This is a genomic window from Photobacterium panuliri, assembly GCF_059920555.1.
In genome coordinates this window covers 105603-129073 of sequence record NZ_CP197192.1, presented here as the reverse complement: position 1 = coordinate 129073, position 23471 = coordinate 105603, and the positions used below count along the sequence as shown (strand labels likewise).

The following is a 23471-nucleotide window of genomic DNA, read 5'->3' as shown; positions in this document are numbered from 1 at the left end:
CTCGGTCGGTTACCGTTGAGGAGGCAAGGAGCACAATGACCAAGAAACGGTTTATCGCCGGGGCGGTGTGTCCGGCCTGCAAGCAGCAAGATACATTGCGCTGGTGGCAGGAGCACGATATTGAGCGGGTGGAATGTGTGGCTTGTGGCCATCATGATCTCCGAGCCCCGCAATCTGTCGAGCAAAGCGGGCAACTTTCAGCTCAGACCAAACAGCAGGTTATCGGGATCTTCAAGCCCGACGACGAAAAGGGTGACCTCACCCGAAACAGATAGTTGGCATCCATGTGCCATTATCCGGTATCATGCAGGCGAAATCCCTAGATACCCAGTTCAAAATTGGAGTAAACATGAAAGTCGCTAAAGACATCGTAGTAAGCCTGGCTTACCAAGTGAAAACTGAAGATGGTGTAGTGGTTGACCAGTCAACTGTCGATGCACCGCTTGATTACCTGCACGGTCACAACAACCTGATCGTAGGTTTGGAAAACGCGCTTGAAGGCCGTGAAGCTGGCGACAAGTTTGAAGTGACTGTTGCTCCTGAAGATGCTTACGGCGAGCACATGGACGAGATGGTTCAGCGTGTACCTGCTGAAGTATTCCAGGGCGTTGACGAGATCACTGTGGGTATGCGTTTCCTAGCAGATACTGATCAGGGTCCAATTCCTGTTGAAGTAACCGAAGTTGACGGCGATTTCGTTGTTGTTGATGGCAACCACATGCTGGCTGGCCAGACTCTGACATTCGTTGCTGAAGTTGTTGCACTACGTGAAGCAACTGAAGAAGAAATCGCTCACGGCCACATCCACCAAGGTGGCGGTTGCTGTGGCGGCGGTGGTTGTGGTGACCACGACCACGGTCATGAAGACGAAGGCTGCTGCGGCGGCGAAGGTCACGGCGGTTGCTGCTCGCACTAAGCCTCTGTGATAGAAAAAAGGAAGCCCAAGGGCTTCCTTTTTTATTGTCTGCAATTTATAGCGGGGCGGCCGTAAACCCACCCCGCATCAATAATGCGGAGGAGGGGTTTCTTCCGACTCTGAGGCCATATTAGACGGCTCCATGCCCTTGACCTTGCCGACCATGAATTTCATCTGGGTCTGCATCTTGTCGATCAAAAACTGCTGCGCAGTCAGGGCTTCGTTAAGATCGTCGATGGTCTGTTCTTGAAAAGCCTGTTTCATTTCCAGTTCATCGATACGGGCTTTGAGTTGTTCGAGTTCGGTCATCACGTTATTCCACCGCCCACTGTTGGGCGATACCTGCTGAAGTGCCAGAGATCACGTTGCCCTCTGGAGTAATGGCGACATCATACACGACTGCCGTAGACGATCGAGTATCCTGTTGCCCCGCCGCCTCCCAGCGGCCGAGGTTCTGGCCGGTTTGGGTATCCCACAGCTCGATTCTTTTGGCGGGGGTCCCCGTGACCAGCTTGCTGCCGTCCGCCGAAAAACGGGCGCTGGACAAATTCTGCTGGCGCAAGGCGAGATCAAGGTCGGTTTGCTTGGTGCCGTCAAATAGGTTCCAGATAGTGACCTCGTTGCCACCGTCGGCCGTCATTGCCAGTATGCCGTCACGATGAAGTGCCACCCGGCTGATCCTGCTTTTATGGGCGAAATCATAGAGGATCTGACCGCTGCGTGTATCCCAGAGGTAGGCATGGTGGTCGTTGCCGCCGGAAAGGGCGAACCGTCCGTTGGCCGAGAGGGCAACGGAATTAACTTTTTCTTGGTGGGCAAGGAACTCTAGCCGTCGTCCGGTGCCCAAGTCGACATACAAGGCCTTGCCGTTGGACAACGCGAGGAGGACATGCTGACCGTTGTTGGCGATAGTGATATCGCGAATGAGTCCGTCGGATATTGACCATAGGCCTTCAGAGCGCCCCCAGGCTAAGTCCCAGACCGCGAAGCTCTTGGCGGTGGCGGTGATCGCGTAGCGGCCGTTGTCGGATAGGTGGCTGTGCAGCACGGTATTGTGATATTGATCTTGAGAACCAAAATCAGCTAACTTTTTGTTTTGCTGTAAGTCCCACAGCACGATACCTTGTAAGGCCGTATGGTACAGGGCAAAGCGCCCTTCGCGGCTGAGGCTGAAACTGGTTGCTCCCTCGGGTGCTAATACCCAGCGTTGTTGTTCCTGAGAGGAAAAAAAACAGCCAGTTAGGGTGATTAGTGCCACAATAAGCATGGATACGCGTTTGAGTGTTCGCATTCAAGTCTGGTTCCGATTTGCCCTGCTAATAAAACGAGATGCCTTATTAATTCACTGTTAGCGCAGTCAATCAATAAGGTGAGTGTTAGTATATTGATATAAAGCGCATTTCCTATAGATTGGGGAAAGTGAATACGAATTTTGAGGTATTCCCTCAGTATAAATGATGGAGAGTTACATGAAACCTGTTCTTAAGATGTCCGTTTTGGCGGCAACCATTCTTCTTGCTGTTGGCTGCCAAGATGAAAAAGCTGCAGAGACCAAGCCGGCAGAGCCTGCGAAAGTAGAGCAGGTTACCACTGAAGCGGCACCGGCGGCAGCATTTGCATCTGAAGATGACAAAGCCGCTTATGCTATCGGTGCGTCATTTGGTCAGTACCTTGCGATGAACCTTGAGCAGCAGAACGAACTGGGTCTGTCTTTGAACCGCGAGCAAGTTCTTGCCGGTGTGAAAGATGCCTTTGCTGACAACAGCCGTTTGACCGATGAGGAAACTCAGCAGACGTTGCAGGCATTGGACAAGCGCGTATCAGACATGGTGCAGAAGAAAGCTCAGGAAGAAGCCGCGAAGAACCTGAAGGCAGGTGAAGAGTTCCGTACTGAATTTGCCAAGAAAGACGGCGTGGTGAAGACTGACACTGGTCTGCTGTACCATATTGATACTGAAGGCAAGGGTGCCAAGCCTGCTGCAACCGATACCGTGAAGGTTCATTACAAGGGCTCTTTGATTGACGGTACTGAGTTCGATAGCTCATACGCGCGCAACCAGCCTGCGACCTTCCCGTTGAATCAAGTGATTGCTGGCTGGACCGAAGGCGTACAGCTGATGCCTGTAGGCTCTAAGTTCACTTTCGTGATTCCGCCTGAGTTGGCTTACGGCTCACAGGCAAACCCAAGCATCCCTGCTAACTCAACATTGAAGTTCGAAGTTGAGCTATTGGACATCGTTAAAGCGGATAAGCCAAGCGCGCCAGAGCAAGCCGCACAGTAAAACTTGGGACACTTTGAACTAAACAACCCGGCATAACGCCGGGTTTTTTTATAACAGTGCAGAGTTCTGTAACAAGAAGACTTCTGGCACCTGTCATAAATCTGATAAACTTGCTAGCAAGATTTGAAACTTTATAGCGTGCGGTACCGTGCCGTGGCTATAGCCCATTCTATTTAATTTCACTGAGTTCCACCCAGTGGCCGGAAGCTAAATAAAATGGGAATGAGCAAGGAAGAAAAGACTCGTGGTATCTACTGATAACTTTGGCTCTGACGTCATGGTCGAGAGCGACCTGATTGAGCCCCGTGCGTTTAGCGAGCACGATTATATTATCCTGCGTTCTTATGAAGCTGTGGTTGACGGGCTTGCCGCGTTGATTGGCCCGTTTTGTGAAATTGTTCTGCATTCATTGGCTGACTTGAATACCTCTGCGATTAAGATCGCCAACGGTGAGAATACCGGTCGTAAAGTCGGGTCGCCGATCACTGATCTGGCGCTGCGGATGCTGCGCGATATCGAGGGCTCGGAGCGCAACTTCTCCCGCGCCTACTTTACCCGCGCCAAGGGCGGCGACTTGATGAAGTCGATCACCATCGCGATCCGCAACGGCGAGAACAATATCATTGGCTTGCTATGTATCAATGTTAACTTGGACGCGCCGTTCTCCCAGATCCTGCAGTCTTTCATGCCGACAGACGAAGCCAAGCAGGCTGCCTCATCGGTGAACTTTGCCAGCGATGTCGACGAATTGGTGGACCAGACGGTCGAGCGTACCATCGAGGAAATCAACGCTGACAAGAACGTGTCGAATAATGCCAAGAACCGCCAAATCGTAATGGAGCTGTTCGACAAGGGGATTTTCGATATCAAGGATGCGATTAACCGCGTCGCTGATCGTCTGAATATCTCCAAGCATACGGTTTACCTCTATATCCGTCAGCGTAAGACCGAGGACGGCGAAAAATGAGCCTCAACTATGCCTTGTTGGTGCAGGGGCCGGCCTATGGCACCCAATCGGCCAGAACGGCGTACCAGTTTGCCCTCGCTCTGATCGAAGAAGGGCATACCCTGTCGCGGGTTTTTTTCTACCAGGATGGGGTGCATAACGGGTCAGCCCTGACTGCGCCGGCTTCTGATGAGTTTGACCTTGTTGCGGGCTGGCAGGCACTGGCCGCTGAATATGGCGTGGAGCTTCAGACATGCGTCGCCGCGGCTTTGCGGCGTGGGGTGGTGAGCAAGCTTGAAGCCGAGCAGAACCAGCTGCCGGGGAATAACCTTGCCTCCGGTTTCGAGCAAGCAGGTCTTGGCGGCTTGGCTGAGTCGCTGCTCAGTGCCGATCGCGTCATTCAGTTTTAGGAGCCAAAAATGAACACATTGGGTTTTGTTTTTCGTTCTGTACCGCACGGGACTGCGGCGGGGCGTGAGGGGCAAGATGCCATATTGGCCGCTTCCGCCTACAGTGAAGATATTGCCGTGTTTTTCCATGGTGATGGCGTATTTCAAATCCTCAAAGGGCAGCAGCCGGGACAGGTCTTGTCCCGTGATTACGGGGCCGCTTTCAAATTGTTCGAACTCTACGACATTGAGCAGGTGTATGTTTGCGCGGCATCGCTGCGTGAGCGCGGTATTGAACCGGCTCAGTTGCTGATTGAGGCCGAAGTGTGCGAATCAGTGCGTTTTCGTGACGTACTGCATGGCTGTCAGCGCGTGTTGACATTCTGAATCAAGAGACCCCGTCGCTATGTTACATATCCTGACTCGCTCCCCGTTTTCTAGTCATTCATTCGCTCAATGTCGCTCTTTATTGGCCGAAGGTGATGCAATATTGCTGATCCAAGATGCAGTTGTGGCGATAACAGATACAAATCGTTGGTTTACTGACTTTGAGAATGCTGGCGTAAAAATTTATTTACTCGAGCCTGACTTGGCCGCTCGAGGTTTCGGTGTTGACACCAATGGTGAGATTCATCTCGTTGATTATAAAGGGTTTGTGTCGCTTACCGTTGAGCATGAATCACAGATGAAATGGGACTGAATCCCGTTGTTGAACGCCCGGTATAGGGCTAAAATTCTTCTGTTCAAGAAATGATCATCTGATTGATCGTTGGTTACATCTTGACACCTCTAGGTGCGATGCCTAAAATTTCGCGTCCTCCTGTTGTTGGGAGGCGGATTTTTCACATTTACGAAAGTAATATTTTCAGGAGCTATTTAATGGCAACTATTAACCAGTTGGTACGTAAGCCACGTGCTAAGCAAGTTGTAAAAAGCAACGTGCCTGCACTAGAAGCGTGCCCACAGAAGCGTGGTGTATGTACTCGTGTATACACTACTACTCCTAAGAAACCTAACTCAGCACTACGTAAAGTGTGCCGTGTTCGTCTAACAAACGGTTTCGAAGTAACTTCTTACATCGGCGGTGAAGGTCACAACCTTCAGGAGCACTCAGTTGTTCTTATCCGTGGTGGTCGTGTTAAAGACCTTCCAGGTGTTCGTTACCACACTGTTCGCGGTGCACTTGACTGTGCTGGCGTAAACGACCGTAAACAAGCTCGTTCTAAGTACGGTGTGAAGCGTCCTAAGTCTTAATGGATTCCGTTAAGTAAGGCCAAACACTAAATTATTTGATTTTTGAAGAAACTGAAAAGTTTTGGATAACCTGAAGAAGACAACGGAGAAATTCCATGCCACGTCGTCGCGTAATCGGTCAGCGTAAGATCCTTCCAGATCCTAAGTTCAAATCTGAATTGCTGGCAAAATTCGTTAACATCCTAATGGTTGACGGTAAGAAATCTACTGCTGAAAAGATTGTTTACACTGCACTTGATGCAATGGCTGAAAAGTCAGGTGAAGAACACCTAGCAGTATTTGAAAAAGCTCTTGAAAATGTACGTCCAGCGGTAGAAGTTAAATCTCGCCGTGTGGGTGGTTCAACTTACCAGGTGCCTGTAGAAGTACGTCCAGTACGTCGTAACGCACTAGCTATGCGTTGGTTGGTTGAAGCTGCGCGTAAGCGTGGTGAAAAATCTATGGCTCAGCGTCTTGCAGCAGAAATGCTAGATGCAGCTGACAACAAAGGTTCTGCTGTTAAGAAACGTGAAGACGTTCACCGTATGGCAGACGCGAACAAAGCGTTCGCACATTACCGCTGGTAATCACTTACCGGGTAATACCACTTGGGCACAGCAGGCTTTGCCTGCTGTGCCTAAACCATACTCTAAGGTTCCCCTTAGCAAGAGGATACTGCCGTGGCTCGTAAAACGCCTATCGAGCGCTACCGTAACATCGGTATTTGTGCTCACGTTGACGCCGGTAAGACAACCACTACCGAGCGTATCCTGTTTTATACAGGCTTATCTCACAAGATCGGTGAGGTTCACGATGGCGCTGCTACCATGGACTGGATGGAGCAGGAGCAGGAGCGTGGTATCACTATCACATCTGCTGCCACTACGACCTTCTGGCGTGGTATGGAAGCTCAGTTCCCAGAACACCGCGTAAATATCATCGATACCCCTGGACACGTTGACTTTACTATCGAAGTAGAGCGTTCATTGCGTGTGCTTGACGGTGCCGTTGTTGTTTTCTGTGGTTCTTCGGGTGTTGAGCCGCAGTCTGAAACCGTATGGCGTCAGGCTGACAAATACGAAGTACCGCGTATGGTTTTCGTAAACAAGATGGACCGTGCTGGTGCTGACTTCCTGCGTGTTGTCGACCAGATCAAGAACCGTCTTGGTGCTAACCCTGTGCCAATCCAGCTAAACATTGGTGCTGAGGACGAATTCAAAGGCGTTGTTGACCTTATCAAGATGAAGTCAATCAACTGGGATGAAGCTGATCAGGGTATGTCATTTACCTATGAAGACATCCCGGCTGACATGATGGAACTTGCCGAGGAATGGCGTCAGAACCTAGTTGAAGCCGCAGCCGAAGCGTCTGAAGAGCTGATGGACAAGTACCTTGAAGAAGGCGACCTGTCTGAAGCTGAAATCAAAGCCGGCCTTCGTCAGCGTACTATCGCCAACGAAATCGTGCTTGCAACTTGTGGTTCAGCATTCAAAAACAAAGGTGTTCAGGCTGTACTTGATGCAGTTATCGAATTCCTGCCTTCGCCGACAGAAGTGAAAGCTATCCGTGGTGAAGACGAAAACGGTGAAGAAGTTGAACGCCACTCTAGCGATGATGAACCATTCTCAGCGCTTGCGTTCAAGATCGCAACCGACCCATTCGTTGGTAGCTTGACCTTCATGCGCGTTTACTCTGGTGTTGTAAACTCTGGTGACAGTGTCTACAACTCTGTAAAAGAGAAGCGCGAGCGTTTTGGCCGTATCGTACAGATGCATGCCAACAAGCGTGAAGAAATCAAAGAAATCCGTGCTGGTGATATTGCAGCAGCAATCGGTCTGAAAAACGTGACAACGGGTGATACTCTGTGTGACGGCGATCATAAAGTGATCCTCGAGCGCATGGACTTCCCAGAGCCTGTAATTCAGATTGCTGTTGAGCCTCGTTCTAAGGCTGACCAAGAGAAAATGGGTATCGCGCTAGGTAAACTAGCCGCAGAAGACCCGTCATTCCGTGTTGAAACGGATGAAGAATCTGGCCAGACATTGATCTCGGGTATGGGTGAACTTCACCTGGATATCATCGTTGATCGTATGAAGCGTGAATTCAGCGTTGAATGTAACGTTGGTAAGCCTCAGGTTGCATACCGTGAAACTATCCGTGGTAAAACGGAAGTGGAAGGGAAGTTTGTGCGCCAGTCAGGTGGTCGCGGTCAATATGGTCACGTATGGCTGAAAATCGAACCATCGGAGCCTGATGAAGGTTTCGTGTTCGTGGATGAAGTCGTTGGTGGTGCGGTACCTAAAGAGTACATTGGTGCTGTTGCTAAGGGTATCGAAGAGCAGATGAACAACGGTGTGCTTGCGGGCTATCCTGTACTGGATGTCAAGGCAACCCTGTTCGACGGCTCTTACCATGACGTCGATTCCAACGAAATGGCATTTAAGATTGCCGGTTCTATGGCATTCAAGAAGGGTGCGCTACAAGCAGAACCTGTTATCCTTGAGCCATTGATGAAAGTTGAAGTAACCACTCCGGAAGACTGGATGGGTGATGTTGTTGGTGACATTAACCGTCGCCGCGGCATGATCGAAGGTATGGATGAAGGCCCAGCTGGCCTGAAAATTATCCGTGCCAAAGTGCCTCTTTCGCAAATGTTTGGTTACGCAACTGACTTGCGTTCAGCGACTCAGGGTCGTGCGTCATACTCTATGGAATTCAGCGAATACGCTGATGTACCAAAGAATGTCGCCGATGCCATCATCGCAGAACGCGGTTAATCGCAATATCTATATTGCGCCAATGGCTGTTGGCGCATAAAATAGCAACTTCTGACGCGCCCCATCATTTTATTTCAATGGGGCGTATCACAACTAGGAAGGAACACGATCGTGTCTAAAGAAAAATTTGAACGCGTAAAACCGCACGTTAACGTTGGTACTATCGGCCACGTTGACCACGGTAAAACAACTCTAACTGCAGCTATCTGTACTACTCTTGCTAAAGTTTACGGCGGTGCTGCTCGTGACTTCGCATCAATCGACAACGCTCCTGAAGAGCGTGAGCGTGGTATCACAATCTCTACTTCTCACGTAGAGTACGATACTCCGACTCGTCACTACGCACACGTTGACTGCCCAGGACACGCCGACTACGTTAAAAACATGATCACCGGTGCTGCTCAGATGGACGGTGGTATCCTAGTTGTTGCTGCAACTGACGGCCCTATGCCTCAGACTCGTGAGCACATCCTACTAGGCCGTCAGGTTGGTATCCCTTACATCATCGTGTTCATGAACAAGTGTGACATGGTTGATGACGAAGAGCTTCTAGAGCTAGTAGAAATGGAAGTTCGTGAACTTCTATCTGAGTACGACTTCCCAGGCGACGATTGCCCAGTAATCATGGGTTCTGCTCTAGGTGCACTTAACGGTGAAGAGCAGTGGGAAGCTAAAGTAATCGAGCTTGCTGAAGCGCTAGATAACTACATCCCAGAGCCAGAGCGTGCGATCGACCGTCCGTTCATTCTTCCAATCGAAGACGTATTCTCAATCCAGGGCCGTGGTACTGTTGTAACTGGTCGTGTTGAGCAGGGTATCATCACTGTTGGTGACGAAGTAGAAATCGTAGGTATCAAAGACACTATCAAGACTACTTGTACTGGTGTTGAGATGTTCCGTAAGCTTCTTGACGAAGGCCGTGCTGGTGAGAACGTTGGTGTTCTACTACGTGGTACTAAGCGTGACGAAGTTGAGCGTGGTCAGGTTCTTGCTAAGCCAGGTTCAATCACTCCACACACTACTTTCACTTCAGAAATCTATGTTCTTTCTAAAGATGAAGGCGGCCGTCACACTCCATTCTTCAAAGGTTACCGTCCACAGTTCTACTTCCGTACAACTGACGTAACTGGTACTATCGAGCTACCAGAAGGCGTTGAAATGGTAATGCCTGGCGATAACGTTTCTATGACTGTTACTCTAATCGCTCCTATCGCGATGGACGAAGGTCTACGTTTCGCTATCCGTGAAGGTGGCCGTACTGTAGGTGCTGGTGTTGTTGCAACTATCATTGCTTAATAGCAATTAGTGCATAACTAAGTACAGAAAAAGGGAGCTTCGGCTCCCTTTTTTTATCTGTTGTTTCGTATCGCATCCCTTCCTCGTGCGCTCTCATATCTATTAAACGGGCAGCCCCATAGTCTGTGCAATAGCCTATCTTTGCTTACACTGCTGCATTTATATTTGTAAATCGAATATATAGCTCTATCACTAATGCCTAATTGGTCTACATAAAGAGCTTACTCGTGATGGTAATGAAAAGGATTCTTGTTTATATTTACATCGTGTAATCAAGGTAAGAATCGTATGTTTGTCTGTCTGTGTCATGGGATCTCCGATAAGAAAATTGTCAAACTTGCTCAGCAGCAAGGGATTTTTGATATTCGCGGCCTTCGCCAAATCACCCCGCTGGGCTCGCAGTGCGGCAAGTGTATTCGTCAGGCAAGACAGATCCTCGAAGAAACCGTCGTGGCTCAGTACCAAAAAGCCAGCTGACCCCGTCCTATATCGACCATGCTTGTTTTTGACAGGCTCCTGATCGCTTCTATGCTTTATGGAATCGATAGAGGAGCCATGTGCTATGAAAGCCGATCCAAAGATAATCCAACACCTCAATAAAATCCTCGGCAATGAGCTTGTTGCCATCAATCAGTACTTTCTCCATGCCAGAATGTACAAGGACTGGGGGCTAAAGCACCTTGCGGACAAGGAGTACCATGAGTCCATCGATGAGATGAACCATGCCGATCACCTCATCGAACGTATCTTATTCCTCGAGGGGATCCCTAACTTGCAGGATCTCGGCAAGCTCAACATCGGCGAAGATACCCAAGAAATGCTCGAATGCGATTTGGCATTGGAAATGGCGGCGATCCCCGATCTGCGCGATGCGATTGCCTACGCCGAAGATGTCCACGACTATGTCTCTCGTGATTTGTTCCAATCCATCCTTTCTGATGAAGAAGAGCACGTTGATTGGCTCGAAACCCAGCTTGGGCTTATCGAGAAAATGGGGATAGCCAATTACAATCAAGCCCAGATTGTTGACGAAGATGACTGAGTTTCGGTAGCTGTTGTGGCAGGAAAGGGGAGGGCTGAGAGGACTGGATCTCGTACCTTGTTGCCTGCCATTCGTGACAAAAAAACTTCCGTGATTATTTTTCCAACAGGGCTTGCGCTTAAAACTGTGATCTGTATAATGCCTCCCACTGCCCGAGGTTAACCTCGTAAGCGCAGTTGTGAACCAATGAGCGTTGAGGAAGGGTCGCTTAGCGATCTGTTAATGTACACTCTGACTTAAGTTCGCAGTCATTAAATTGACTGACAATGTATCCAATCGGGATGCTACGTTCACATAAATCAATCGACATTCTCTCGTCTTGACGGGTTTGAGTGGCGATATTGTTTGTGTAAAATTTTTGAATTGGAGCTCTGTCTAATGCAGAACCAACGTATTCGTATCCGCCTAAAGGCTTTCGATCACCGTTTGATCGACCAGTCTACTGCGGAAATCGTAGAAACAGCTAAGCGCACTGGCGCGCAGGTTAAGGGTCCAATCCCACTACCTACTCGTAAAGAGCGTTTCACTGTTCTTATTTCTCCTCACGTTAATAAGGATGCACGTGACCAGTACGAAATCCGTACTCACAAGCGTCTTATCGACATCGTTGAGCCAACAGACAAAACTGTTGACGCTCTTATGCGTCTAGACCTAGCTGCTGGCGTTGACGTTCAGATCAGCCTAGGTTAAGGGGAGATAAGAGAATGATTGGTCTAATCGGTCGTAAAGTGGGCATGACCCGCGTATTTACCGAAGATGGCGTTTCTATCCCAGTAACTGTGGTTGAAGTTGAAGCGAACCGCGTTTCACAGGTTAAATCTGTTGAAACTGACGGCTACAACGCAATCCAGGTAACTACTGGTACTAAGAAAGCTAACCGTGTTTCTAAGCCAGAAGCTGGTCACTTTGCGAAAGCAGGTGTTGAAGCAGGTCGCGGTCTTTGGGAATTCCGTCTAGAGAACAACGAAGAGTTCGCTGTTGGCGCTGAGCTAACTGTTGAGCTATTCAACGAAGTTAAAAAAGTAGACGTTACTGGTACATCTAAGGGTAAGGGCTTCCAAGGTGCTGTTAAGCGCTGGAACTTCCGTACTCAAGATATGACCCATGGTAACTCCTTGTCTCACCGTGCTCCTGGTTCTATCGGTCAGTGTCAGACTCCAGGTCGCGTATTTAAAGGCAAGAAAATGGCTGGTCACATGGGTGCTGAGCGTGTAACGACTCAAAACCTAGAGATCGTACGTGTTGACGCTGAGCGCAATCTGCTTCTTATCAAAGGTGCAGTCCCAGGTGCTACAGGTGGCAACGTGATCGTTAAACCAGCTGTTAAAGCGTAACGTCGAGGAGTTAGTAATGGAATTGGTAGTCAAAGGTGCTAACGCACTAACTGTCTCCGAAACTACTTTTGGGCGTGACTTCAATGAAGCGCTTGTACACCAGGTAGTTGTTGCTTTTGCAGCAGGTGCTCGTCAAGGTACTCGTGCTCAGAAGACTCGTTCTGACGTTTCTGGTGGTGGCGCTAAGCCATGGCGCCAGAAGGGTACAGGCCGCGCTCGTGCTGGTACAATCCGTAGCCCGCTATGGCGTACCGGTGGTGTAACTTTCGCTGCTCGTCCACAGGACCACAGCCAGAAAGTTAACAAGAAAATGTACCGTGGTGCGATGAAGAGCATCCTGTCTGAGCTAGTTCGTCAAGAGCGTCTAATCGTTGTTGAAGAATTCTCAATCGAAGCTCCAAAAACTAAAGCACTAGCTGCTAAGTTGAAAGAGCTTGAGCTGACAGACGCACTGATCGTAACAGGCGAACTAGATGAGAATCTATTCCTTGCTGCACGTAACCTATACAAAGTAGACGTACGTGACGCGAAGGCAATTGATCCAGTTAGCCTGATCGCTTTCGATAAAGTTGTTATGACTGCAGCAGCAGTTAAAGCAGTTGAGGAGATGCTAGCATGATCACTGAAGAGCGTATTCTAAAAGTTCTACGTGCTCCGCACATCTCTGAAAAAGCAACCATGGCTGCTGAAAACGGTAACACTATCGTTTTCAAAGTAGCGATGACTGCAACTAAGAAAGAGATCAAAGCAGCAGTTGAAAAACTGTTCGAGGTTGAAGTTAAGTCTGTAAATACTCTTATCACTAAGGGTAAGACCAAACGTCAAGGTATGCGCCAAGGCCGTCGTTCAGACGTGAAGAAAGCGTATGTAATCTTGAAAGAAGGTCAAGACATCGACTTCGTTGGCGGTGCAGAGTAAGGCTAGGAGCAAAGAAGAATGGCTATTGTAAAATGTAAGCCGACTTCCCCAGGTCGTCGCCACGTAGTTAAAGTGGTTAACTCTGACCTGCATAAGGGTAAGCCGTACGCAGCACTAGTTGAGAAGAAATCTAAAACTGGTGGTCGTAACAACAACGGTCGTATCACAGTACGTCACATCGGTGGTGGTAACAAGAATGCTTACCGTATCATCGATTTCAAACGTACTAAAGACGGTATCCCAGCGAAAGTTGAGCGTCTAGAATACGATCCAAACCGTAGCGCAAACATCGCTCTAGTTCTGTACGCAGACGGTGAGCGCCGCTACATCATCGCACCTAAGGGTCTTCAGGCTGGTGACGTAATCCAGTCTGGCGCAGATGCTGCTATCAAAGTTGGTAACACTCTACCAATGCGCAACATCCCAGTAGGTTCAACTGTACACTGTGTTGAACTTAAGCCTGGTAAAGGTGCTCAGCTGGCTCGTTCAGCTGGTGCATACGCTCAGATCGTTGCACGTGCAGGCGCTTACGTGACTGTTCGTCTACGTTCTGGTGAGATGCGTAAAGTTCTTTCTGAAGGTCGTGCAACCATCGGTGAAGTTGGTAACGCAGAACACATGCTACGTGAACTAGGTAAAGCTGGTGCTTCACGTTGGCGCGGTGTTCGTCCAACTGTACGTGGTGTTGTAATGAACCCAGTTGACCACCCACACGGTGGTGGTGAAGGCCGTACTTCTGGTGGTCGTCACCCAGTTACACCTTGGGGTGTTCCAACTAAGGGTTACAAGACTCGTAAGAACAAGCGTACCGACAAGTACATCGTACGTCGTCGTAACAAGTAATTTATATCAGAGGATAAGCCATGCCACGTTCTCTCAAGAAAGGTCCTTTTATTGACCTGCACTTGCTGAAGAAGGTAGAGAAAGCGGTGGAAAGCGGTGACAAGAAGCCTGTTAAGACTTGGTCCCGTCGCTCAATGATCATCCCTCAGATGATCGGTTTGACCATCGCTGTCCATAATGGTCGTCAGCACGTTCCTGTTTTCGTTTCTGAAGAAATGATCGGTCACAAGCTAGGCGAATTTGCACCAACACGTACTTACCGCGGTCACGCTGCGGATAAGAAAGCTAAGAAGCGCTAAGAGGAGTATAGGTAATGGAAGCTATCGCTAAACATCGCTTTGCTCGCATCTCACCGCAGAAAGCACGTTTGGTTGCTGATCAACTGCGCGGTAAGCCAGTTGCACAAGCACTAGAAATTCTGACTTTCAGCAACAAAAAAGCTGCTGATCTAATCAAGAAAGTTCTAGAGTCAGCTATCGCTAACGCAGAACACAACGAAGGCGCAGATATTGATGATCTATCAGTAGCTAAAATCTTCGTTGATGAAGGTCCAGTCATGAAGCGTATTATGCCTCGTGCTAAAGGCCGTGCCGATCGCATCTTGAAGCGTTCTAGCCACATCACTGTTGTTGTAGCAGACCGCTAAGAGACTAGGAGAGAAAGCAATGGGTCAAAAAGTACATCCTAATGGTATTCGTCTTGGCATCGTTAAGCCTTGGAATACCACTTGGTTTGCTAACAGCCAAGATTTCGCTGACAACCTAGACGGCGACTTCAAGGTACGTCAGTTCCTTACTAAGGAACTAGCAAAAGCTTCACTATCACGCATCGTTATCGAGCGTCCAGCGAAGAGCATCCGTGTAACTATTCACACTGCTCGTCCAGGCGTTGTAATCGGTAAGAAAGGTGAAGACGTAGAGAAACTACGCGCTCGCGTTGCTAAGATCGCTGGTGTTCCAGCTCAGATCAACATCGCTGAAGTACGTAAGCCAGAGCTAGACGGTCAACTAGTTGCAGACAGCATTTCGTCTCAGCTAGAGCGTCGTGTTATGTTCCGTCGCGCTATGAAGCGTGCAGTTCAGAACGCTATGCGTCTTGGCGCTAAAGGTATCAAAGTTGAAGTAAGCGGTCGTCTAGGCGGCGCTGAAATCGCACGTACTGAGTGGTACCGTGAAGGCCGTGTGCCTCTACACACTCTTCGTGCTGACATTGATTACGCAACTTCTTCGGCTCACACCCAATACGGTGTTATCGGCGTTAAAGTTTGGATCTTCAAAGGTGAAGTTCTAGGCGGTATGCCGGTTGAAGAGCCAAAGGCTGACAAGCCTAAGAAGCAGCGCAAAGGCCGTAAATAAGGAGTTTATTGATGCTGCAACCTAAACGCACTAAATTCCGCAAGACTTTTAAAGGTCGTAACCGCGGTCTAGCGAACGGTACTGATGTAAGCTTCGGTACATTTGGTCTTAAAGCTGTTGGCCGTGGTCGCCTAACTGCTCGTCAGATCGAAGCGGCACGTCGTGCTATGACTCGTCATATCAAACGTCAGGGCCAAATCTGGATTCGTGTATTCCCAGACAAACCAATCACATCTAAGCCTCTTGAAGTTCGTCAAGGTAAAGGTAAGGGTAACGTTGAGTACTGGGTAGCACAGATTCAACCAGGTAAAGTTCTATACGAAATGGATGGTGTTTCTGAAACACTAGCTCGTGAAGCATTCGATCTTGCTGCACGTAAGCTACCAATCAAGACAACATTCGTAACTAAGGCGGTGATGTGATGAACGCACAAGATCTGCGCGCTAAAAGCGTTGAAGAACTGAATGCTGAGCTTGTGAACCTGCTACGTGAGCAGTTTAACCTGCGCATGCAAGCTGCAACTGGCCAGCTTCAGCAGACTCACACTCTAAAAGCTGTACGTCGCGATATCGCACGTGTTAAAACCGTTCTGACTGAGAAGGCGGACGCATAATGAGCGAGAAAATTCGTACTCAGCTTGGTCGCGTAGTAAGCGACAAGATGGACAAGTCTATCGTTGTTGCTATCGAGCGTAAGGTGAAACACCCAATCTACGGTAAGTACATCACTCGCACGACTAAGCTTCACGCGCACGACGAGAACAACGAGTGTGGTCTAGGCGACACTGTTGAGATTCGTGAGTGCCGTCCACTGTCTAAGAACAAATCTTGGACTCTGGTACGCGTTGTAGAAAAAGCTCGCGGTTAAGCGAACTTAACTACGATATAGCACAGCGGCCCCGAAAAAATTTGGGGCCGTTTATTTTTTGTCTATTCAATCGGCAAAAAGAGTGTTATCATTCGCCGCCTTTGTTAAAAAGGCAAAGCGACCCGTGATGGGTCTAGATGTTTAAAATTAGCGGAGCACTAACATGATCCAAATGCAAAGTATGCTTGATGCAGCCGATAACTCCGGCGCACGTAGCGTAATGTGTATTAAGGTTCTGGGTGGTTCACACCGTCGCTATGCACATATCGGTGATGTCATCAAAGTTACTGTTAAGGAAGCAATTCCTCGCGGTAAAGTTAAAAAGGGTGATGTACTGAAAGCGGTGGTTGTGCGCACTCGTAAAGGCGTTCGTCGTCCAGACGGCTCTGTCATTCGTTTTGACCGTAATGCTTGCGTACTGTTGAACAACACAACTGAGCAACCAATCGGTACTCGTATTTTCGGCCCTGTGACTCGTGAGCTTCGTGGTGATAAGTTCATGAAGATCGTTTCACTAGCGCCTGAAGTACTGTAAGGAGTAATTCAAATGGCAGCTAAAATCCGTCGTAACGACGAAGTTATCGTTCTTACTGGTAAAGACAAAGGTAAGAAAGGTAAAGTATCTAAGGTTCTAGCAACCGGTAAAGTAATCGTTGAAGGTATCAACCTTGTTAAGAAGCACCAGAAGCCTGTACCGGCTATGGGCATCCAAGGTGGCATCGTTGAAAAAGAAGCAGCAATTGACGCTTCTAACGTTGCAATCGTAAACGGTGAAGGTAAAGCGGACCGTGTAGGCTTCCGATTTGAAGACGGCAAAAAAGTTCGTTTCTTCAAGTCGACTGGCGAAACTATTAAGTAATTTTGGAGTAGTACTATGGCGAAACTGCATGATTACTACAAAGAGTCTATTGTAAGCGAGCTTTCTGAAAAGTTTGAATACAAGAGCATCATGCAAGTCCCAAGGATCGAGAAAATCACACTTAACATGGGTGTGGGTGACGCGATCAACGACAAGAAGCTTCTTGAGAATGCAGCAGCAGATATGGCCGCCATTTCTGGCCAAAAGCCGCTGATCACAAAAGCTCGTAAGTCTGTTGCTGGCTTTAAGATCCGTGAGGGCTACCCTATTGGCTGTAAAGTGACTCTACGTGGCGAACGTATGTGGGACTTTTTCGAGCGTCTAATTTCAATTGCTGTACCTCGTATCCGAGATTTCCGTGGTCTAAACCCGAAATCATTCGACGGTCGTGGTAACTACAGCATGGGCGTTCGTGAGCAGATTATCTTCCCAGAAATCGATTACGATAAAGTTGATCGTGTACGTGGTCTAGACATCACAATCACGACTTCTGCGAAATCTGACGAAGAAGCTTGTGCTCTGCTATCTGCTTTTAACTTCCCATTCCGTAAGTAAAAGTAAGGGTTACTAATGGCTAAAGAATCCATGAAGGCACGTGAAGTAAAACGTGCAAAGCTAGTAGCAAAGTTCGCTGAGAAGCGTGCGGCGCTTAAAGCTCTAATCAAAGACGTGAATGCGTCTGAAGAAGATCGCTGGAATGCAGTGCTTAAACTTCAGTCACTACCACGTGATTCTGCTAAGTCTCGTCAGCGTAACCGCTGTAACCAGACTGGTCGTCCACACGGCTACCTACGTAAGTTCGGTCTATGCCGTATCAAGGTTCGTGAAGCTTGCATGAAAGGCGAGATTCCGGGTCTGCGTAAAGCTAGCTGGTAATTTGTTACCCAATTAGAATCACGGAGTAATTGACTTATGAGCATGCAAGATCCGATTTCGGATATGCTGACCCGCATTCGCAACGGTCAGGCAGCGAAAAAAGTTGCTGTAAAAATGCCATCTTCTAAGCTAAAAGTTGCTATCGCAGCACTGCTTAAAGAAGAAGGTTACGTGGCTGACTACACCATCTCTGGTGAAGTTAAGCCTGAGCTAGAAGTTACACTTAAGTACTTCGAAGCTAACCCAGTTATCGAGCAAATCCAGCGCGTTTCACGCCCTGGCCTACGCATCTACAAGAAAAAAGATGCGCTTCCGTCAGTTATGGGCGGTCTAGGTATTGCTGTTGTGTCCACTTCCAAGGGTCTGATGACCGACCGCGCTGCTCGCAAAGCGGGTCTTGGCGGTGAGATTATCTGCTACGTAGCATAATAGGAGTAGGAAATGTCTCGTGTTGCAAAAGCACCTGTAGTAATTCCTGCCGGCGTAGAAGTTAAGCTTAACGGTCAGGAAATCACTGTTAAAGGTGGAAAAGGCGAACTAACTCGCGTTATCCATGAAGCAGTAGTTCTTTCCCAGGAAGAGAGCCAGATCACTTTCGGTCCTCGTGAAGGTTTCGAGAAAGCTTGGGCGCAAGCAGGTACTGCTCGTGCACTAGTTAACAACATGGTTGTTGGTGTTACTGAAGGTTACACTAAGAAGCTTGTTCTTAAGGGTGTAGGTTACCGTGCTGCTATCAAAGGCAACGCTGTAGCTCTGACTCTTGGTTTCTCTCACCCAGTAGAGCACGAACTTCCAGCTGGCATCAAAGCTGAGTGCCCAACTCAAACTGAAATCGTACTAACTGGTACTGATAAGCAGGTAGTTGGCCAAGTAGCTGCTGACATTCGCGCTTACCGTAGTCCTGAGCCTTACAAAGGCAAAGGTGTTCGTTACGCAGATGAAAATGTGCGTACTAAAGAAGCTAAGAAGAAGTAAGGTAACACTATGGATAAGAAAGCATCTCGTATCCGTCGTGCGACCCGTGCACGTCGTAAGATTGCTGAACTGGGTGCAACTCGCCTGGTTGTACACCGTACTCCACGTCACGTGTACGCTCAGGTTATCGCACCAAACGGTTCTGAAGTAATCGCAGCCGCTTCTACAGTAGAAAAAGCGATCCGTGAGCAAGTTAAGAGCACCGGTAACAAAGACGCTGCTGCAGCTGTAGGTAAAGCTATTGCTGAGCGCGCGATTGAAAAAGGCGTTTCTAGCGTTGCATTCGATCGTTCTGGTTTCCAATACCACGGCCGTGTGGCTGCACTAGCAGAAGCTGCTCGTGAAGCTGGTCTGAAATTCTAAGGTAGGCGGAAGATGGCTAACGAAAAAACTCAATCAGATTTGCATGAAAAGCTGATCGCTGTTAACCGCGTATCTAAGACGGTTAAAGGTGGTCGTATTTTCAGCTTTACTGCACTAACTGTTGTTGGTGACGGTAACGGTCGCGTTGGTTTCGGTTACGGTAAGGCACGTGAAGTTCCTGCTGCGATCCAAAAAGCGATGGAAAAAGCACGTCGCAACATGATTAATGTTGCACTGAACGAAGGTACTCTACACCACGCTGTTAAAGGCGCACACACTGGTTCTAAAGTGTACATGCAGCCTGCTTCAGAAGGTACTGGTATCATCGCCGGCGGTGCAATGCGTGCAGTACTAGAAGTTGCGGGTGTTCGCAACGTTCTAGCTAAAGCATACGGCTCTACAAACCCAATCAACATCGTTCGCGCGACTATTGATGGTTTGAGTGGCATGAACTCTCCAGAAATGATCGCTGCTAAGCGTGGTCTTTCTGTTAAAGAAATTCTGGAGTAATCGACATGGCTAAGACTATTAAAGTAACACAGACAAAGAGCTCTATCGGTCGTCTACCGAAGCATAAAGCTACTTTGCTGGGCCTAGGCCTTCGTCGTATCAACCACACTGTTGAACTTGAAGATACTGCTTGCGTACGCGGCATGATCAACAAAGTTTACTACATGGTTAAAGTTGAGGAGTAATCAGAATGCGTTTGAATACTCTATCACCGGCTGCGGGTTCTAAGCCTTCTGCGAAGCGCGTAGGTCGTGGTATCGGTTCAGGTCTGGGCAAAACTTGTGGCCGTGGTCACAAAGGTCAGAAATCACGTTCAGGTGGTTCTGTACGTCCAGGCTTCGAAGGCGGTCAAATGCCTTTGAAACAGCGTCTACCAAAATTCGGTTTTACTTCTCGTAAGAGCTTGGTAACAGCTGAAGTTCGTCTAGCTGAGCTAGCGCGTGTTGAAGGTGACGTAGTAAGCCTAGAAACTCTTAAGGCTGCGAACATCATCACTAAGAACATTGCTTTCGCAAAAATCGTTCTTTCTGGTGAAATTGCTCGCGCTGTAACAGTTAAAGGTCTACGCGTGACTAAAGGCGCTAAAGCTGCTATCGAAGCTGCAGGCGGTAAAATCGAGGAATAATTAACTCGAGGATGAGGTACAGATGGCTAAACAACCAGGACAAGATTTTCGTAGCGCCCAAAGTGGACTAGCAGAGCTTAAGTCTCGCCTACTATTCGTATTAGGTGCGATCTTAATTTTCCGAGCAGGCTCCTTTGTGCCTATTCCTGGTATTGACGCTGCTGTACTTGCCGATCTGTTCGAACAGCAAAAGGGCACCATCATTGAACTGTTTAACATGTTCTCTGGTGGTGCACTTGAGCGTGCTTCCATTTTAGCACTGGGTATCATGCCGTATATTTCGGCATCGATCATTGTTCAGTTGCTGACGGTTGTTCATCCGGCACTGGCCGAATTGAAGAAGGAAGGGGAGTCTGGCCGTCGTAAGATTAGCCAGTATACCCGTTACGGCACGCTTGTTTTGGCAACCTTCCAAGCAATTGGTATTGCAACAGGGTTACCAAGTATGATCCCAGGCCTTGTCGTTAATCCTGGCCTAGGATTCTACTTCGTTGCGGTTGTTAGTTTGGTTACCGGTACCATGTTCCTGATGTGGTTGGGTGAGCAAATTACAGAGCGTGGCATAGGTAACGGTATATCTCTGATCATCTTCACAGGTATTGTTGCAGGTTTGCCGCCGGCTATTGGACAGACAGTGGAGCAAGCGCGTCAAGGCGAATTGCATGTTCTTCTTCTACTGTTAATTGCAGTTATTTCGTTTGCTGTAATTTACTTTGTTGTGTTTATGGAGCGTGGTCAGCGTCGTATCGTTGTTAACTACGCCAAGCGTCAGCAGGGCCGTCGTGTCTTCGCTGCGCAAAGCACGCATCTGCCGTTGAAAATCAACATGGCAGGGGTAATTCCAGCAATCTTTGCATCTAGTATTATTCTGTTCCCGGGTACACTGGCTCAGTGGTTCGGTCAGAATGACAAGCTAACTTGGCTAAGTGACATTTCATTGGCACTAAGCCCAGGTCAGCCACTGTATGTAATGCTTTATGCAGCTGCGATTATCTTCTTCTGCTTCTTCTATACGGCGCTGGTTTTCAACCCGCGTGAAACAGCAGATAACCTGAAGAAGTCTGGTGCGTTCGTACCTGGTATTCGCCCGGGAGAGCAGACCGCAAAATACATAGATAAAGTGATGACTCGCCTAACTTTGGTTGGTGCTCTGTACATTACCTTTATCTGTCTGATCCCCGAGTTTATGATGATTGCATGGAATGTCCGCTTCTATTTTGGCGGTACTTCACTACTTATCGTAGTTGTAGTCATTATGGACTTCATGGCTCAAGTTCAGACACACCTGATGTCTCAACAATATGAGTCTGTGTTGAAAAAGGCTAATCTTAAGGGCTCTGGCCGTTAAGATCCCATTTACGGAGTTTAGCAATGAAAGTTCGTGCTTCCGTTAAGAAAATCTGCCGTAACTGTAAAGTTATCAAGCGCAACGGTGTTGTGCGTGTAATTTGCAGTGAGCCAAAGCACAAACAGCGCCAAGGCTAATTAGCAGAAATATTTCTTGCAAATTTAAGGTAGGTTGGCTAAATTAGCCAACCAATCTTTTGTGTGTGCAAAAGAATTGTTCCGCCGCTGCGTATCCTAGACGGGCTTTGCAGTGGTAATTCTTGAAAAGTACTAGGAGTGAATAGTGGCCCGTATTGCAGGCATTAACATTCCTGATCATAAACATTCTGTAATCGCTCTTACTGCGATTTACGGTATTGGTAAAACTCGCTCAAAAGCTATCCTAGCTGAAGTGGGTATTGCTGAAAGTGTTAAGATCAGTGAACTAACTGAAGAGCAGATCGATCTACTGCGTGATGGTGTAGCTAAATACACTGTAGAAGGTGATCTACGTCGTGAAGTTTCCATGAACATCAAGCGCCTAATGGATCTTGGTTGTTACCGTGGTCTTCGTCATCGTCGCAGTCTACCACTACGTGGACAGCGTACTAAAACCAACGCACGTACCCGTAAGGGTCCGCGCAAGCCGATCAAGAAATAATCGGAAGGTAGAGTACAATGGCTAAACAACCAACTCGCGCTCGTAAGCGCGTACGCAAGCAAGTAGCTGATGGCGTTGCGCACATTCATGCTTCTTTCAACAACACAATCGTGACCATCACTGACCGTCAGGGTAACGCTCTGTCTTGGGCTACTGCCGGTGGTTCAGGTTTCCGTGGTTCTCGTAAGTCAACTCCGTTCGCTGCACAGGTTGCTGCTGAGCGCGCTGGCGAAATGGCCAAAGAGTATGGCGTTAAGAACCTAGAAGTTATGGTTAAGGGCCCAGGTCCAGGTCGTGAGTCTACTATCCGCGCGCTTAACGCTGCGGGTTTCCGTATCACTAACATTGTTGATGCGACTCCGATCCCTCATAACGGTTGTCGTCCACCTAAGAAACGTCGCGTATAACGTTTCTAGGAAAACTGGAGAAAGAACATGGCAAGATATTTGGGTCCTAAGCTGAAGCTTAGCCGTCGCGAAGGCACTGACTTATTCCTTAAGTCTGGTGTACGCGCGATTGATACCAAGTGTAAAATTGATAATGCACCTGGCATGCACGGTGCTCGTCGCGGTCGTCTATCTGACTACGGCGTTCAGCTTCGTGAGAAGCAGAAAGTTCGTCGTACTTACGGCGTACTTGAGAAGCAATTCCGTAACTACTACCAAGAAGCGGCTCGCATCAAGGGCAACACAGGTGAAAACCTGCTTCAGCTTCTTGAAGGTCGTCTAGACAACGTAGTTTACCGCATGGGCTTTGGCGCAACTCGCGCAGAAGCACGTCAGCTGGTAAGCCACAAAGCGATTCTAGTTAACGGTCAAGTCGTAAACGTTCCTTCTTTCCAGGTAGCGGCTAACGACGTTGTTAGCGTTCGCGAGAAAGCTAAGAACCAAGCACGCATCAAAGCGGCTCTTGAAGTTGCTACTCAGCGTGAACTACCGACTTGGGTCGAAGTAGACAACAGCAAGATGGAAGGTACTTTCAAGCGTCTTCCAGAACGTTCTGATTTGTCTGCCGACATCAACGAACACCTGATCGTCGAGCTTTACTCTAAGTAAGGCTACAGTTAAGAGAGGACACA

The 23471-nt window shown here is 48.4% G+C and carries 41 protein-coding genes; 39 read left to right on the top strand and 2 right to left on the bottom strand.

The window, feature by feature from the left end; all coding sequences use genetic code 11:
- The first annotated feature begins 35 nt into the window (after positions 1 to 35).
- Both ACSF8X_RS00700 and slyD read left to right on the top strand, forming a co-directional pair.
- Positions 36 to 275 carry a YheV family putative zinc ribbon protein gene (locus tag ACSF8X_RS00700; RefSeq protein ID WP_047877860.1) on the top strand — a complete coding sequence of 80 codons (240 nt, stop codon included), beginning with the start codon at positions 36 to 38 and terminating at the stop codon, positions 273 to 275.
- 74 nt (positions 276 to 349) lie between these two features.
- A complete protein-coding gene (slyD, locus tag ACSF8X_RS00695; protein ID WP_047877861.1) occupies positions 350 to 916 on the top strand; it encodes a peptidylprolyl isomerase in 567 nt (188 codons plus the stop codon).
- A gap of 87 nt (positions 917 to 1003) precedes the next feature.
- On the opposite strand, the gene ACSF8X_RS00690 is transcribed toward slyD, so the two are convergent.
- The gene (locus ACSF8X_RS00690) at positions 1004 to 1225 is read right to left on the bottom strand and encodes a SlyX family protein (protein ID WP_047877862.1); all 222 of its coding nucleotides are present in this window, start codon (positions 1223 to 1225) and stop codon (positions 1004 to 1006) included.
- Positions 1226 to 1229: 4 nt separating this feature from the next.
- Positions 1230 to 2207 carry a WD40 repeat domain-containing protein gene (locus ACSF8X_RS00685; RefSeq protein WP_047877863.1) on the bottom strand — a complete coding sequence of 326 codons (978 nt, stop codon included), beginning with the start codon at positions 2205 to 2207 and terminating at the stop codon, positions 1230 to 1232.
- Between the two features lie 178 nt (positions 2208 to 2385).
- Between ACSF8X_RS00685 and fkpA the strand changes: the two genes are divergently transcribed.
- From fkpA to rpsD, 37 genes are all read left to right on the top strand, one after another.
- Positions 2386 to 3198: an FKBP-type peptidyl-prolyl cis-trans isomerase gene (fkpA, locus tag ACSF8X_RS00680; protein WP_500850470.1), complete on the top strand. Its 813-nt coding sequence runs from the start codon at positions 2386 to 2388 to the stop codon at positions 3196 to 3198.
- A gap of 244 nt (positions 3199 to 3442) precedes the next feature.
- Complete coding sequence (locus ACSF8X_RS00675; protein ID WP_047877865.1) at positions 3443 to 4165, top strand: helix-turn-helix transcriptional regulator; 723 nt, start codon at positions 3443 to 3445, stop codon at positions 4163 to 4165.
- The gene (tusD, locus tag ACSF8X_RS00670) at positions 4162 to 4554 is read left to right on the top strand and encodes a sulfurtransferase complex subunit TusD (RefSeq protein ID WP_500850469.1); all 393 of its coding nucleotides are present in this window, start codon (positions 4162 to 4164) and stop codon (positions 4552 to 4554) included. Before ACSF8X_RS00675 ends, tusD begins: the two co-directional genes overlap by 4 nt.
- A gap of 9 nt (positions 4555 to 4563) precedes the next feature.
- Positions 4564 to 4920 carry a sulfurtransferase complex subunit TusC gene (gene tusC, locus ACSF8X_RS00665; RefSeq protein WP_047877867.1) on the top strand — a complete coding sequence of 119 codons (357 nt, stop codon included), beginning with the start codon at positions 4564 to 4566 and terminating at the stop codon, positions 4918 to 4920.
- A gap of 19 nt (positions 4921 to 4939) precedes the next feature.
- Positions 4940 to 5233 (top strand): sulfurtransferase complex subunit TusB, encoded by a 294-nt coding sequence (gene tusB, locus ACSF8X_RS00660; RefSeq protein ID WP_500850468.1) that lies wholly within the window; start codon positions 4940 to 4942, stop codon positions 5231 to 5233.
- Between the two features lie 179 nt (positions 5234 to 5412).
- Positions 5413 to 5787 (top strand): 30S ribosomal protein S12, encoded by a 375-nt coding sequence (rpsL, locus tag ACSF8X_RS00655; protein ID WP_005595139.1) that lies wholly within the window; start codon positions 5413 to 5415, stop codon positions 5785 to 5787.
- A gap of 95 nt (positions 5788 to 5882) precedes the next feature.
- A complete protein-coding gene (rpsG, locus tag ACSF8X_RS00650) occupies positions 5883 to 6353 on the top strand; it encodes a 30S ribosomal protein S7 (protein ID WP_047877869.1) in 471 nt (156 codons plus the stop codon).
- A gap of 93 nt (positions 6354 to 6446) precedes the next feature.
- Positions 6447 to 8543: an elongation factor G gene (fusA, locus tag ACSF8X_RS00645; protein WP_047877870.1), complete on the top strand. Its 2097-nt coding sequence runs from the start codon at positions 6447 to 6449 to the stop codon at positions 8541 to 8543.
- 111 nt (positions 8544 to 8654) lie between these two features.
- The gene (gene tuf, locus ACSF8X_RS00640) at positions 8655 to 9839 is read left to right on the top strand and encodes an elongation factor Tu (protein WP_500850467.1); all 1185 of its coding nucleotides are present in this window, start codon (positions 8655 to 8657) and stop codon (positions 9837 to 9839) included.
- Between the two features lie 288 nt (positions 9840 to 10127).
- On the top strand, positions 10128 to 10316 hold the full coding sequence (locus ACSF8X_RS00635; RefSeq protein ID WP_500850466.1) for a (2Fe-2S)-binding protein: 189 nt from the start codon (positions 10128 to 10130) through the stop codon (positions 10314 to 10316).
- A gap of 85 nt (positions 10317 to 10401) precedes the next feature.
- On the top strand, positions 10402 to 10881 hold the full coding sequence (gene bfr / locus ACSF8X_RS00630; RefSeq protein WP_047880887.1) for a bacterioferritin: 480 nt from the start codon (positions 10402 to 10404) through the stop codon (positions 10879 to 10881).
- A gap of 378 nt (positions 10882 to 11259) precedes the next feature.
- Complete coding sequence (gene rpsJ / locus ACSF8X_RS00625) at positions 11260 to 11571, top strand: 30S ribosomal protein S10 (RefSeq protein WP_002541412.1); 312 nt, start codon at positions 11260 to 11262, stop codon at positions 11569 to 11571.
- Between the two features lie 14 nt (positions 11572 to 11585).
- Positions 11586 to 12215, top strand: a complete 630-nt coding sequence (gene rplC, locus ACSF8X_RS00620) for a 50S ribosomal protein L3 (RefSeq protein WP_047880888.1) — start codon at positions 11586 to 11588, stop codon at positions 12213 to 12215.
- Positions 12216 to 12231: 16 nt separating this feature from the next.
- On the top strand, positions 12232 to 12834 hold the full coding sequence (rplD, locus tag ACSF8X_RS00615; protein WP_047880889.1) for a 50S ribosomal protein L4: 603 nt from the start codon (positions 12232 to 12234) through the stop codon (positions 12832 to 12834).
- On the top strand, positions 12831 to 13133 hold the full coding sequence (gene rplW / locus ACSF8X_RS00610) for a 50S ribosomal protein L23 (RefSeq protein ID WP_047880890.1): 303 nt from the start codon (positions 12831 to 12833) through the stop codon (positions 13131 to 13133). The genes rplD and rplW overlap by 4 nt, the downstream gene beginning before the upstream one ends.
- An 18-nt stretch (positions 13134 to 13151) precedes the next feature.
- Entirely contained in the window at positions 13152 to 13976 is an 825-nt protein-coding gene (gene rplB / locus ACSF8X_RS00605; RefSeq protein WP_047880891.1) for a 50S ribosomal protein L2, read from the top strand.
- Positions 13977 to 13996: 20 nt separating this feature from the next.
- Positions 13997 to 14275 (top strand): 30S ribosomal protein S19, encoded by a 279-nt coding sequence (gene rpsS, locus ACSF8X_RS00600; protein WP_007469141.1) that lies wholly within the window; start codon positions 13997 to 13999, stop codon positions 14273 to 14275.
- Between the two features lie 14 nt (positions 14276 to 14289).
- Positions 14290 to 14622: a 50S ribosomal protein L22 gene (rplV, locus tag ACSF8X_RS00595; protein ID WP_047880892.1), complete on the top strand. Its 333-nt coding sequence runs from the start codon at positions 14290 to 14292 to the stop codon at positions 14620 to 14622.
- Between the two features lie 19 nt (positions 14623 to 14641).
- Positions 14642 to 15331: a 30S ribosomal protein S3 gene (rpsC, locus tag ACSF8X_RS00590; protein ID WP_047880893.1), complete on the top strand. Its 690-nt coding sequence runs from the start codon at positions 14642 to 14644 to the stop codon at positions 15329 to 15331.
- Positions 15332 to 15342: 11 nt separating this feature from the next.
- Positions 15343 to 15753 (top strand): 50S ribosomal protein L16, encoded by a 411-nt coding sequence (rplP, locus tag ACSF8X_RS00585; RefSeq protein WP_047876493.1) that lies wholly within the window; start codon positions 15343 to 15345, stop codon positions 15751 to 15753.
- A complete protein-coding gene (rpmC, locus tag ACSF8X_RS00580; RefSeq protein WP_047880894.1) occupies positions 15753 to 15944 on the top strand; it encodes a 50S ribosomal protein L29 in 192 nt (63 codons plus the stop codon). The genes rplP and rpmC overlap by 1 nt, the downstream gene beginning before the upstream one ends.
- Positions 15944 to 16198 carry a 30S ribosomal protein S17 gene (gene rpsQ, locus ACSF8X_RS00575; RefSeq protein ID WP_047880895.1) on the top strand — a complete coding sequence of 85 codons (255 nt, stop codon included), beginning with the start codon at positions 15944 to 15946 and terminating at the stop codon, positions 16196 to 16198. Before rpmC ends, rpsQ begins: the two co-directional genes overlap by 1 nt.
- 163 nt (positions 16199 to 16361) lie before the next feature.
- Positions 16362 to 16733 carry a 50S ribosomal protein L14 gene (gene rplN / locus ACSF8X_RS00570; RefSeq protein WP_047876496.1) on the top strand — a complete coding sequence of 124 codons (372 nt, stop codon included), beginning with the start codon at positions 16362 to 16364 and terminating at the stop codon, positions 16731 to 16733.
- A gap of 12 nt (positions 16734 to 16745) precedes the next feature.
- Positions 16746 to 17057, top strand: coding sequence for a 50S ribosomal protein L24 (gene rplX, locus ACSF8X_RS00565; RefSeq protein WP_047876497.1), 312 nt, complete (start codon positions 16746 to 16748; stop codon positions 17055 to 17057).
- A 15-nt stretch (positions 17058 to 17072) separates the two neighbouring features.
- A complete protein-coding gene (gene rplE, locus ACSF8X_RS00560) occupies positions 17073 to 17612 on the top strand; it encodes a 50S ribosomal protein L5 (RefSeq protein WP_047880896.1) in 540 nt (179 codons plus the stop codon).
- Positions 17613 to 17627: 15 nt separating this feature from the next.
- A complete protein-coding gene (gene rpsN, locus ACSF8X_RS00555; protein ID WP_047880897.1) occupies positions 17628 to 17933 on the top strand; it encodes a 30S ribosomal protein S14 in 306 nt (101 codons plus the stop codon).
- A gap of 36 nt (positions 17934 to 17969) precedes the next feature.
- Positions 17970 to 18362, top strand: a complete 393-nt coding sequence (rpsH, locus tag ACSF8X_RS00550) for a 30S ribosomal protein S8 (RefSeq protein WP_039465402.1) — start codon at positions 17970 to 17972, stop codon at positions 18360 to 18362.
- A 12-nt stretch (positions 18363 to 18374) separates the two neighbouring features.
- Positions 18375 to 18908 (top strand): 50S ribosomal protein L6, encoded by a 534-nt coding sequence (gene rplF / locus ACSF8X_RS00545; protein WP_047880898.1) that lies wholly within the window; start codon positions 18375 to 18377, stop codon positions 18906 to 18908.
- A gap of 9 nt (positions 18909 to 18917) precedes the next feature.
- Positions 18918 to 19271 (top strand): 50S ribosomal protein L18, encoded by a 354-nt coding sequence (gene rplR, locus ACSF8X_RS00540; RefSeq protein ID WP_047880899.1) that lies wholly within the window; start codon positions 18918 to 18920, stop codon positions 19269 to 19271.
- A gap of 12 nt (positions 19272 to 19283) precedes the next feature.
- Positions 19284 to 19781 (top strand): 30S ribosomal protein S5, encoded by a 498-nt coding sequence (rpsE, locus tag ACSF8X_RS00535; RefSeq protein WP_047880900.1) that lies wholly within the window; start codon positions 19284 to 19286, stop codon positions 19779 to 19781.
- Between the two features lie 5 nt (positions 19782 to 19786).
- A complete protein-coding gene (rpmD, locus tag ACSF8X_RS00530; protein ID WP_047876503.1) occupies positions 19787 to 19966 on the top strand; it encodes a 50S ribosomal protein L30 in 180 nt (59 codons plus the stop codon).
- A gap of 5 nt (positions 19967 to 19971) precedes the next feature.
- The gene (gene rplO / locus ACSF8X_RS00525) at positions 19972 to 20406 is read left to right on the top strand and encodes a 50S ribosomal protein L15 (RefSeq protein ID WP_047880901.1); all 435 of its coding nucleotides are present in this window, start codon (positions 19972 to 19974) and stop codon (positions 20404 to 20406) included.
- 22 nt (positions 20407 to 20428) lie between these two features.
- Positions 20429 to 21754, top strand: coding sequence for a preprotein translocase subunit SecY (secY, locus tag ACSF8X_RS00520; protein ID WP_047880902.1), 1326 nt, complete (start codon positions 20429 to 20431; stop codon positions 21752 to 21754).
- A 23-nt stretch (positions 21755 to 21777) separates the two neighbouring features.
- Positions 21778 to 21891, top strand: coding sequence for a 50S ribosomal protein L36 (gene rpmJ / locus ACSF8X_RS00515; protein ID WP_000868186.1), 114 nt, complete (start codon positions 21778 to 21780; stop codon positions 21889 to 21891).
- Between the two features lie 145 nt (positions 21892 to 22036).
- Positions 22037 to 22393 (top strand): 30S ribosomal protein S13, encoded by a 357-nt coding sequence (gene rpsM, locus ACSF8X_RS00510; RefSeq protein WP_047880903.1) that lies wholly within the window; start codon positions 22037 to 22039, stop codon positions 22391 to 22393.
- A gap of 17 nt (positions 22394 to 22410) precedes the next feature.
- Positions 22411 to 22800, top strand: coding sequence for a 30S ribosomal protein S11 (rpsK, locus tag ACSF8X_RS00505; RefSeq protein ID WP_036817716.1), 390 nt, complete (start codon positions 22411 to 22413; stop codon positions 22798 to 22800).
- A 27-nt stretch (positions 22801 to 22827) separates the two neighbouring features.
- Positions 22828 to 23448: a 30S ribosomal protein S4 gene (rpsD, locus tag ACSF8X_RS00500; protein ID WP_047880904.1), complete on the top strand. Its 621-nt coding sequence runs from the start codon at positions 22828 to 22830 to the stop codon at positions 23446 to 23448.
- Positions 23449 to 23471 lie beyond the last annotated feature (23 nt).

Excerpts from the sequence above, each read along its gene's own strand:
- ACSF8X_RS00700 (WP_047877860.1), top strand. The coding sequence starts at position 36 with ATGACCAAGAAACGGTTTATCGCCGGGGCGGTGTGTCCGGCCTGCAAG.
- slyD (WP_047877861.1), top strand. The coding sequence starts at position 350 with ATGAAAGTCGCTAAAGACATCGTAGTAAGCCTGGCTTACCAAGTGAAA.
- ACSF8X_RS00690 (WP_047877862.1), bottom strand. The coding sequence starts at position 1,225 with ATGACCGAACTCGAACAACTCAAAGCCCGTATCGATGAACTGGAAATG.
- ACSF8X_RS00685 (WP_047877863.1), bottom strand. The coding sequence starts at position 2,207 with ATGCGAACACTCAAACGCGTATCCATGCTTATTGTGGCACTAATCACC.
- fkpA (WP_500850470.1), top strand. The coding sequence starts at position 2,386 with ATGAAACCTGTTCTTAAGATGTCCGTTTTGGCGGCAACCATTCTTCTT.
- tusD (WP_500850469.1), top strand. The coding sequence starts at position 4,162 with ATGAGCCTCAACTATGCCTTGTTGGTGCAGGGGCCGGCCTATGGCACC.
- tusC (WP_047877867.1), top strand. The coding sequence starts at position 4,564 with ATGAACACATTGGGTTTTGTTTTTCGTTCTGTACCGCACGGGACTGCG.
- tusB (WP_500850468.1), top strand. The coding sequence starts at position 4,940 with ATGTTACATATCCTGACTCGCTCCCCGTTTTCTAGTCATTCATTCGCT.
- rpsL (WP_005595139.1), top strand. The coding sequence starts at position 5,413 with ATGGCAACTATTAACCAGTTGGTACGTAAGCCACGTGCTAAGCAAGTT.
- rpsG (WP_047877869.1), top strand. The coding sequence starts at position 5,883 with ATGCCACGTCGTCGCGTAATCGGTCAGCGTAAGATCCTTCCAGATCCT.
- ACSF8X_RS00635 (WP_500850466.1), top strand. The coding sequence starts at position 10,128 with ATGTTTGTCTGTCTGTGTCATGGGATCTCCGATAAGAAAATTGTCAAA.
- bfr (WP_047880887.1), top strand. The coding sequence starts at position 10,402 with ATGAAAGCCGATCCAAAGATAATCCAACACCTCAATAAAATCCTCGGC.
- rpsJ (WP_002541412.1), top strand. The coding sequence starts at position 11,260 with ATGCAGAACCAACGTATTCGTATCCGCCTAAAGGCTTTCGATCACCGT.
- rplC (WP_047880888.1), top strand. The coding sequence starts at position 11,586 with ATGATTGGTCTAATCGGTCGTAAAGTGGGCATGACCCGCGTATTTACC.
- rplD (WP_047880889.1), top strand. The coding sequence starts at position 12,232 with ATGGAATTGGTAGTCAAAGGTGCTAACGCACTAACTGTCTCCGAAACT.
- rplW (WP_047880890.1), top strand. The coding sequence starts at position 12,831 with ATGATCACTGAAGAGCGTATTCTAAAAGTTCTACGTGCTCCGCACATC.
- rplB (WP_047880891.1), top strand. The coding sequence starts at position 13,152 with ATGGCTATTGTAAAATGTAAGCCGACTTCCCCAGGTCGTCGCCACGTA.
- rpsS (WP_007469141.1), top strand. The coding sequence starts at position 13,997 with ATGCCACGTTCTCTCAAGAAAGGTCCTTTTATTGACCTGCACTTGCTG.
- rplV (WP_047880892.1), top strand. The coding sequence starts at position 14,290 with ATGGAAGCTATCGCTAAACATCGCTTTGCTCGCATCTCACCGCAGAAA.
- rpsC (WP_047880893.1), top strand. The coding sequence starts at position 14,642 with ATGGGTCAAAAAGTACATCCTAATGGTATTCGTCTTGGCATCGTTAAG.
- rplP (WP_047876493.1), top strand. The coding sequence starts at position 15,343 with ATGCTGCAACCTAAACGCACTAAATTCCGCAAGACTTTTAAAGGTCGT.
- rpmC (WP_047880894.1), top strand. The coding sequence starts at position 15,753 with ATGAACGCACAAGATCTGCGCGCTAAAAGCGTTGAAGAACTGAATGCT.
- rpsQ (WP_047880895.1), top strand. The coding sequence starts at position 15,944 with ATGAGCGAGAAAATTCGTACTCAGCTTGGTCGCGTAGTAAGCGACAAG.
- rplN (WP_047876496.1), top strand. The coding sequence starts at position 16,362 with ATGATCCAAATGCAAAGTATGCTTGATGCAGCCGATAACTCCGGCGCA.
- rplX (WP_047876497.1), top strand. The coding sequence starts at position 16,746 with ATGGCAGCTAAAATCCGTCGTAACGACGAAGTTATCGTTCTTACTGGT.
- rplE (WP_047880896.1), top strand. The coding sequence starts at position 17,073 with ATGGCGAAACTGCATGATTACTACAAAGAGTCTATTGTAAGCGAGCTT.
- rpsN (WP_047880897.1), top strand. The coding sequence starts at position 17,628 with ATGGCTAAAGAATCCATGAAGGCACGTGAAGTAAAACGTGCAAAGCTA.
- rpsH (WP_039465402.1), top strand. The coding sequence starts at position 17,970 with ATGAGCATGCAAGATCCGATTTCGGATATGCTGACCCGCATTCGCAAC.
- rplF (WP_047880898.1), top strand. The coding sequence starts at position 18,375 with ATGTCTCGTGTTGCAAAAGCACCTGTAGTAATTCCTGCCGGCGTAGAA.
- rplR (WP_047880899.1), top strand. The coding sequence starts at position 18,918 with ATGGATAAGAAAGCATCTCGTATCCGTCGTGCGACCCGTGCACGTCGT.
- rpsE (WP_047880900.1), top strand. The coding sequence starts at position 19,284 with ATGGCTAACGAAAAAACTCAATCAGATTTGCATGAAAAGCTGATCGCT.
- rpmD (WP_047876503.1), top strand. The coding sequence starts at position 19,787 with ATGGCTAAGACTATTAAAGTAACACAGACAAAGAGCTCTATCGGTCGT.
- rplO (WP_047880901.1), top strand. The coding sequence starts at position 19,972 with ATGCGTTTGAATACTCTATCACCGGCTGCGGGTTCTAAGCCTTCTGCG.
- secY (WP_047880902.1), top strand. The coding sequence starts at position 20,429 with ATGGCTAAACAACCAGGACAAGATTTTCGTAGCGCCCAAAGTGGACTA.
- rpmJ (WP_000868186.1), top strand. The coding sequence starts at position 21,778 with ATGAAAGTTCGTGCTTCCGTTAAGAAAATCTGCCGTAACTGTAAAGTT.
- rpsK (WP_036817716.1), top strand. The coding sequence starts at position 22,411 with ATGGCTAAACAACCAACTCGCGCTCGTAAGCGCGTACGCAAGCAAGTA.
- rpsD (WP_047880904.1), top strand. The coding sequence starts at position 22,828 with ATGGCAAGATATTTGGGTCCTAAGCTGAAGCTTAGCCGTCGCGAAGGC.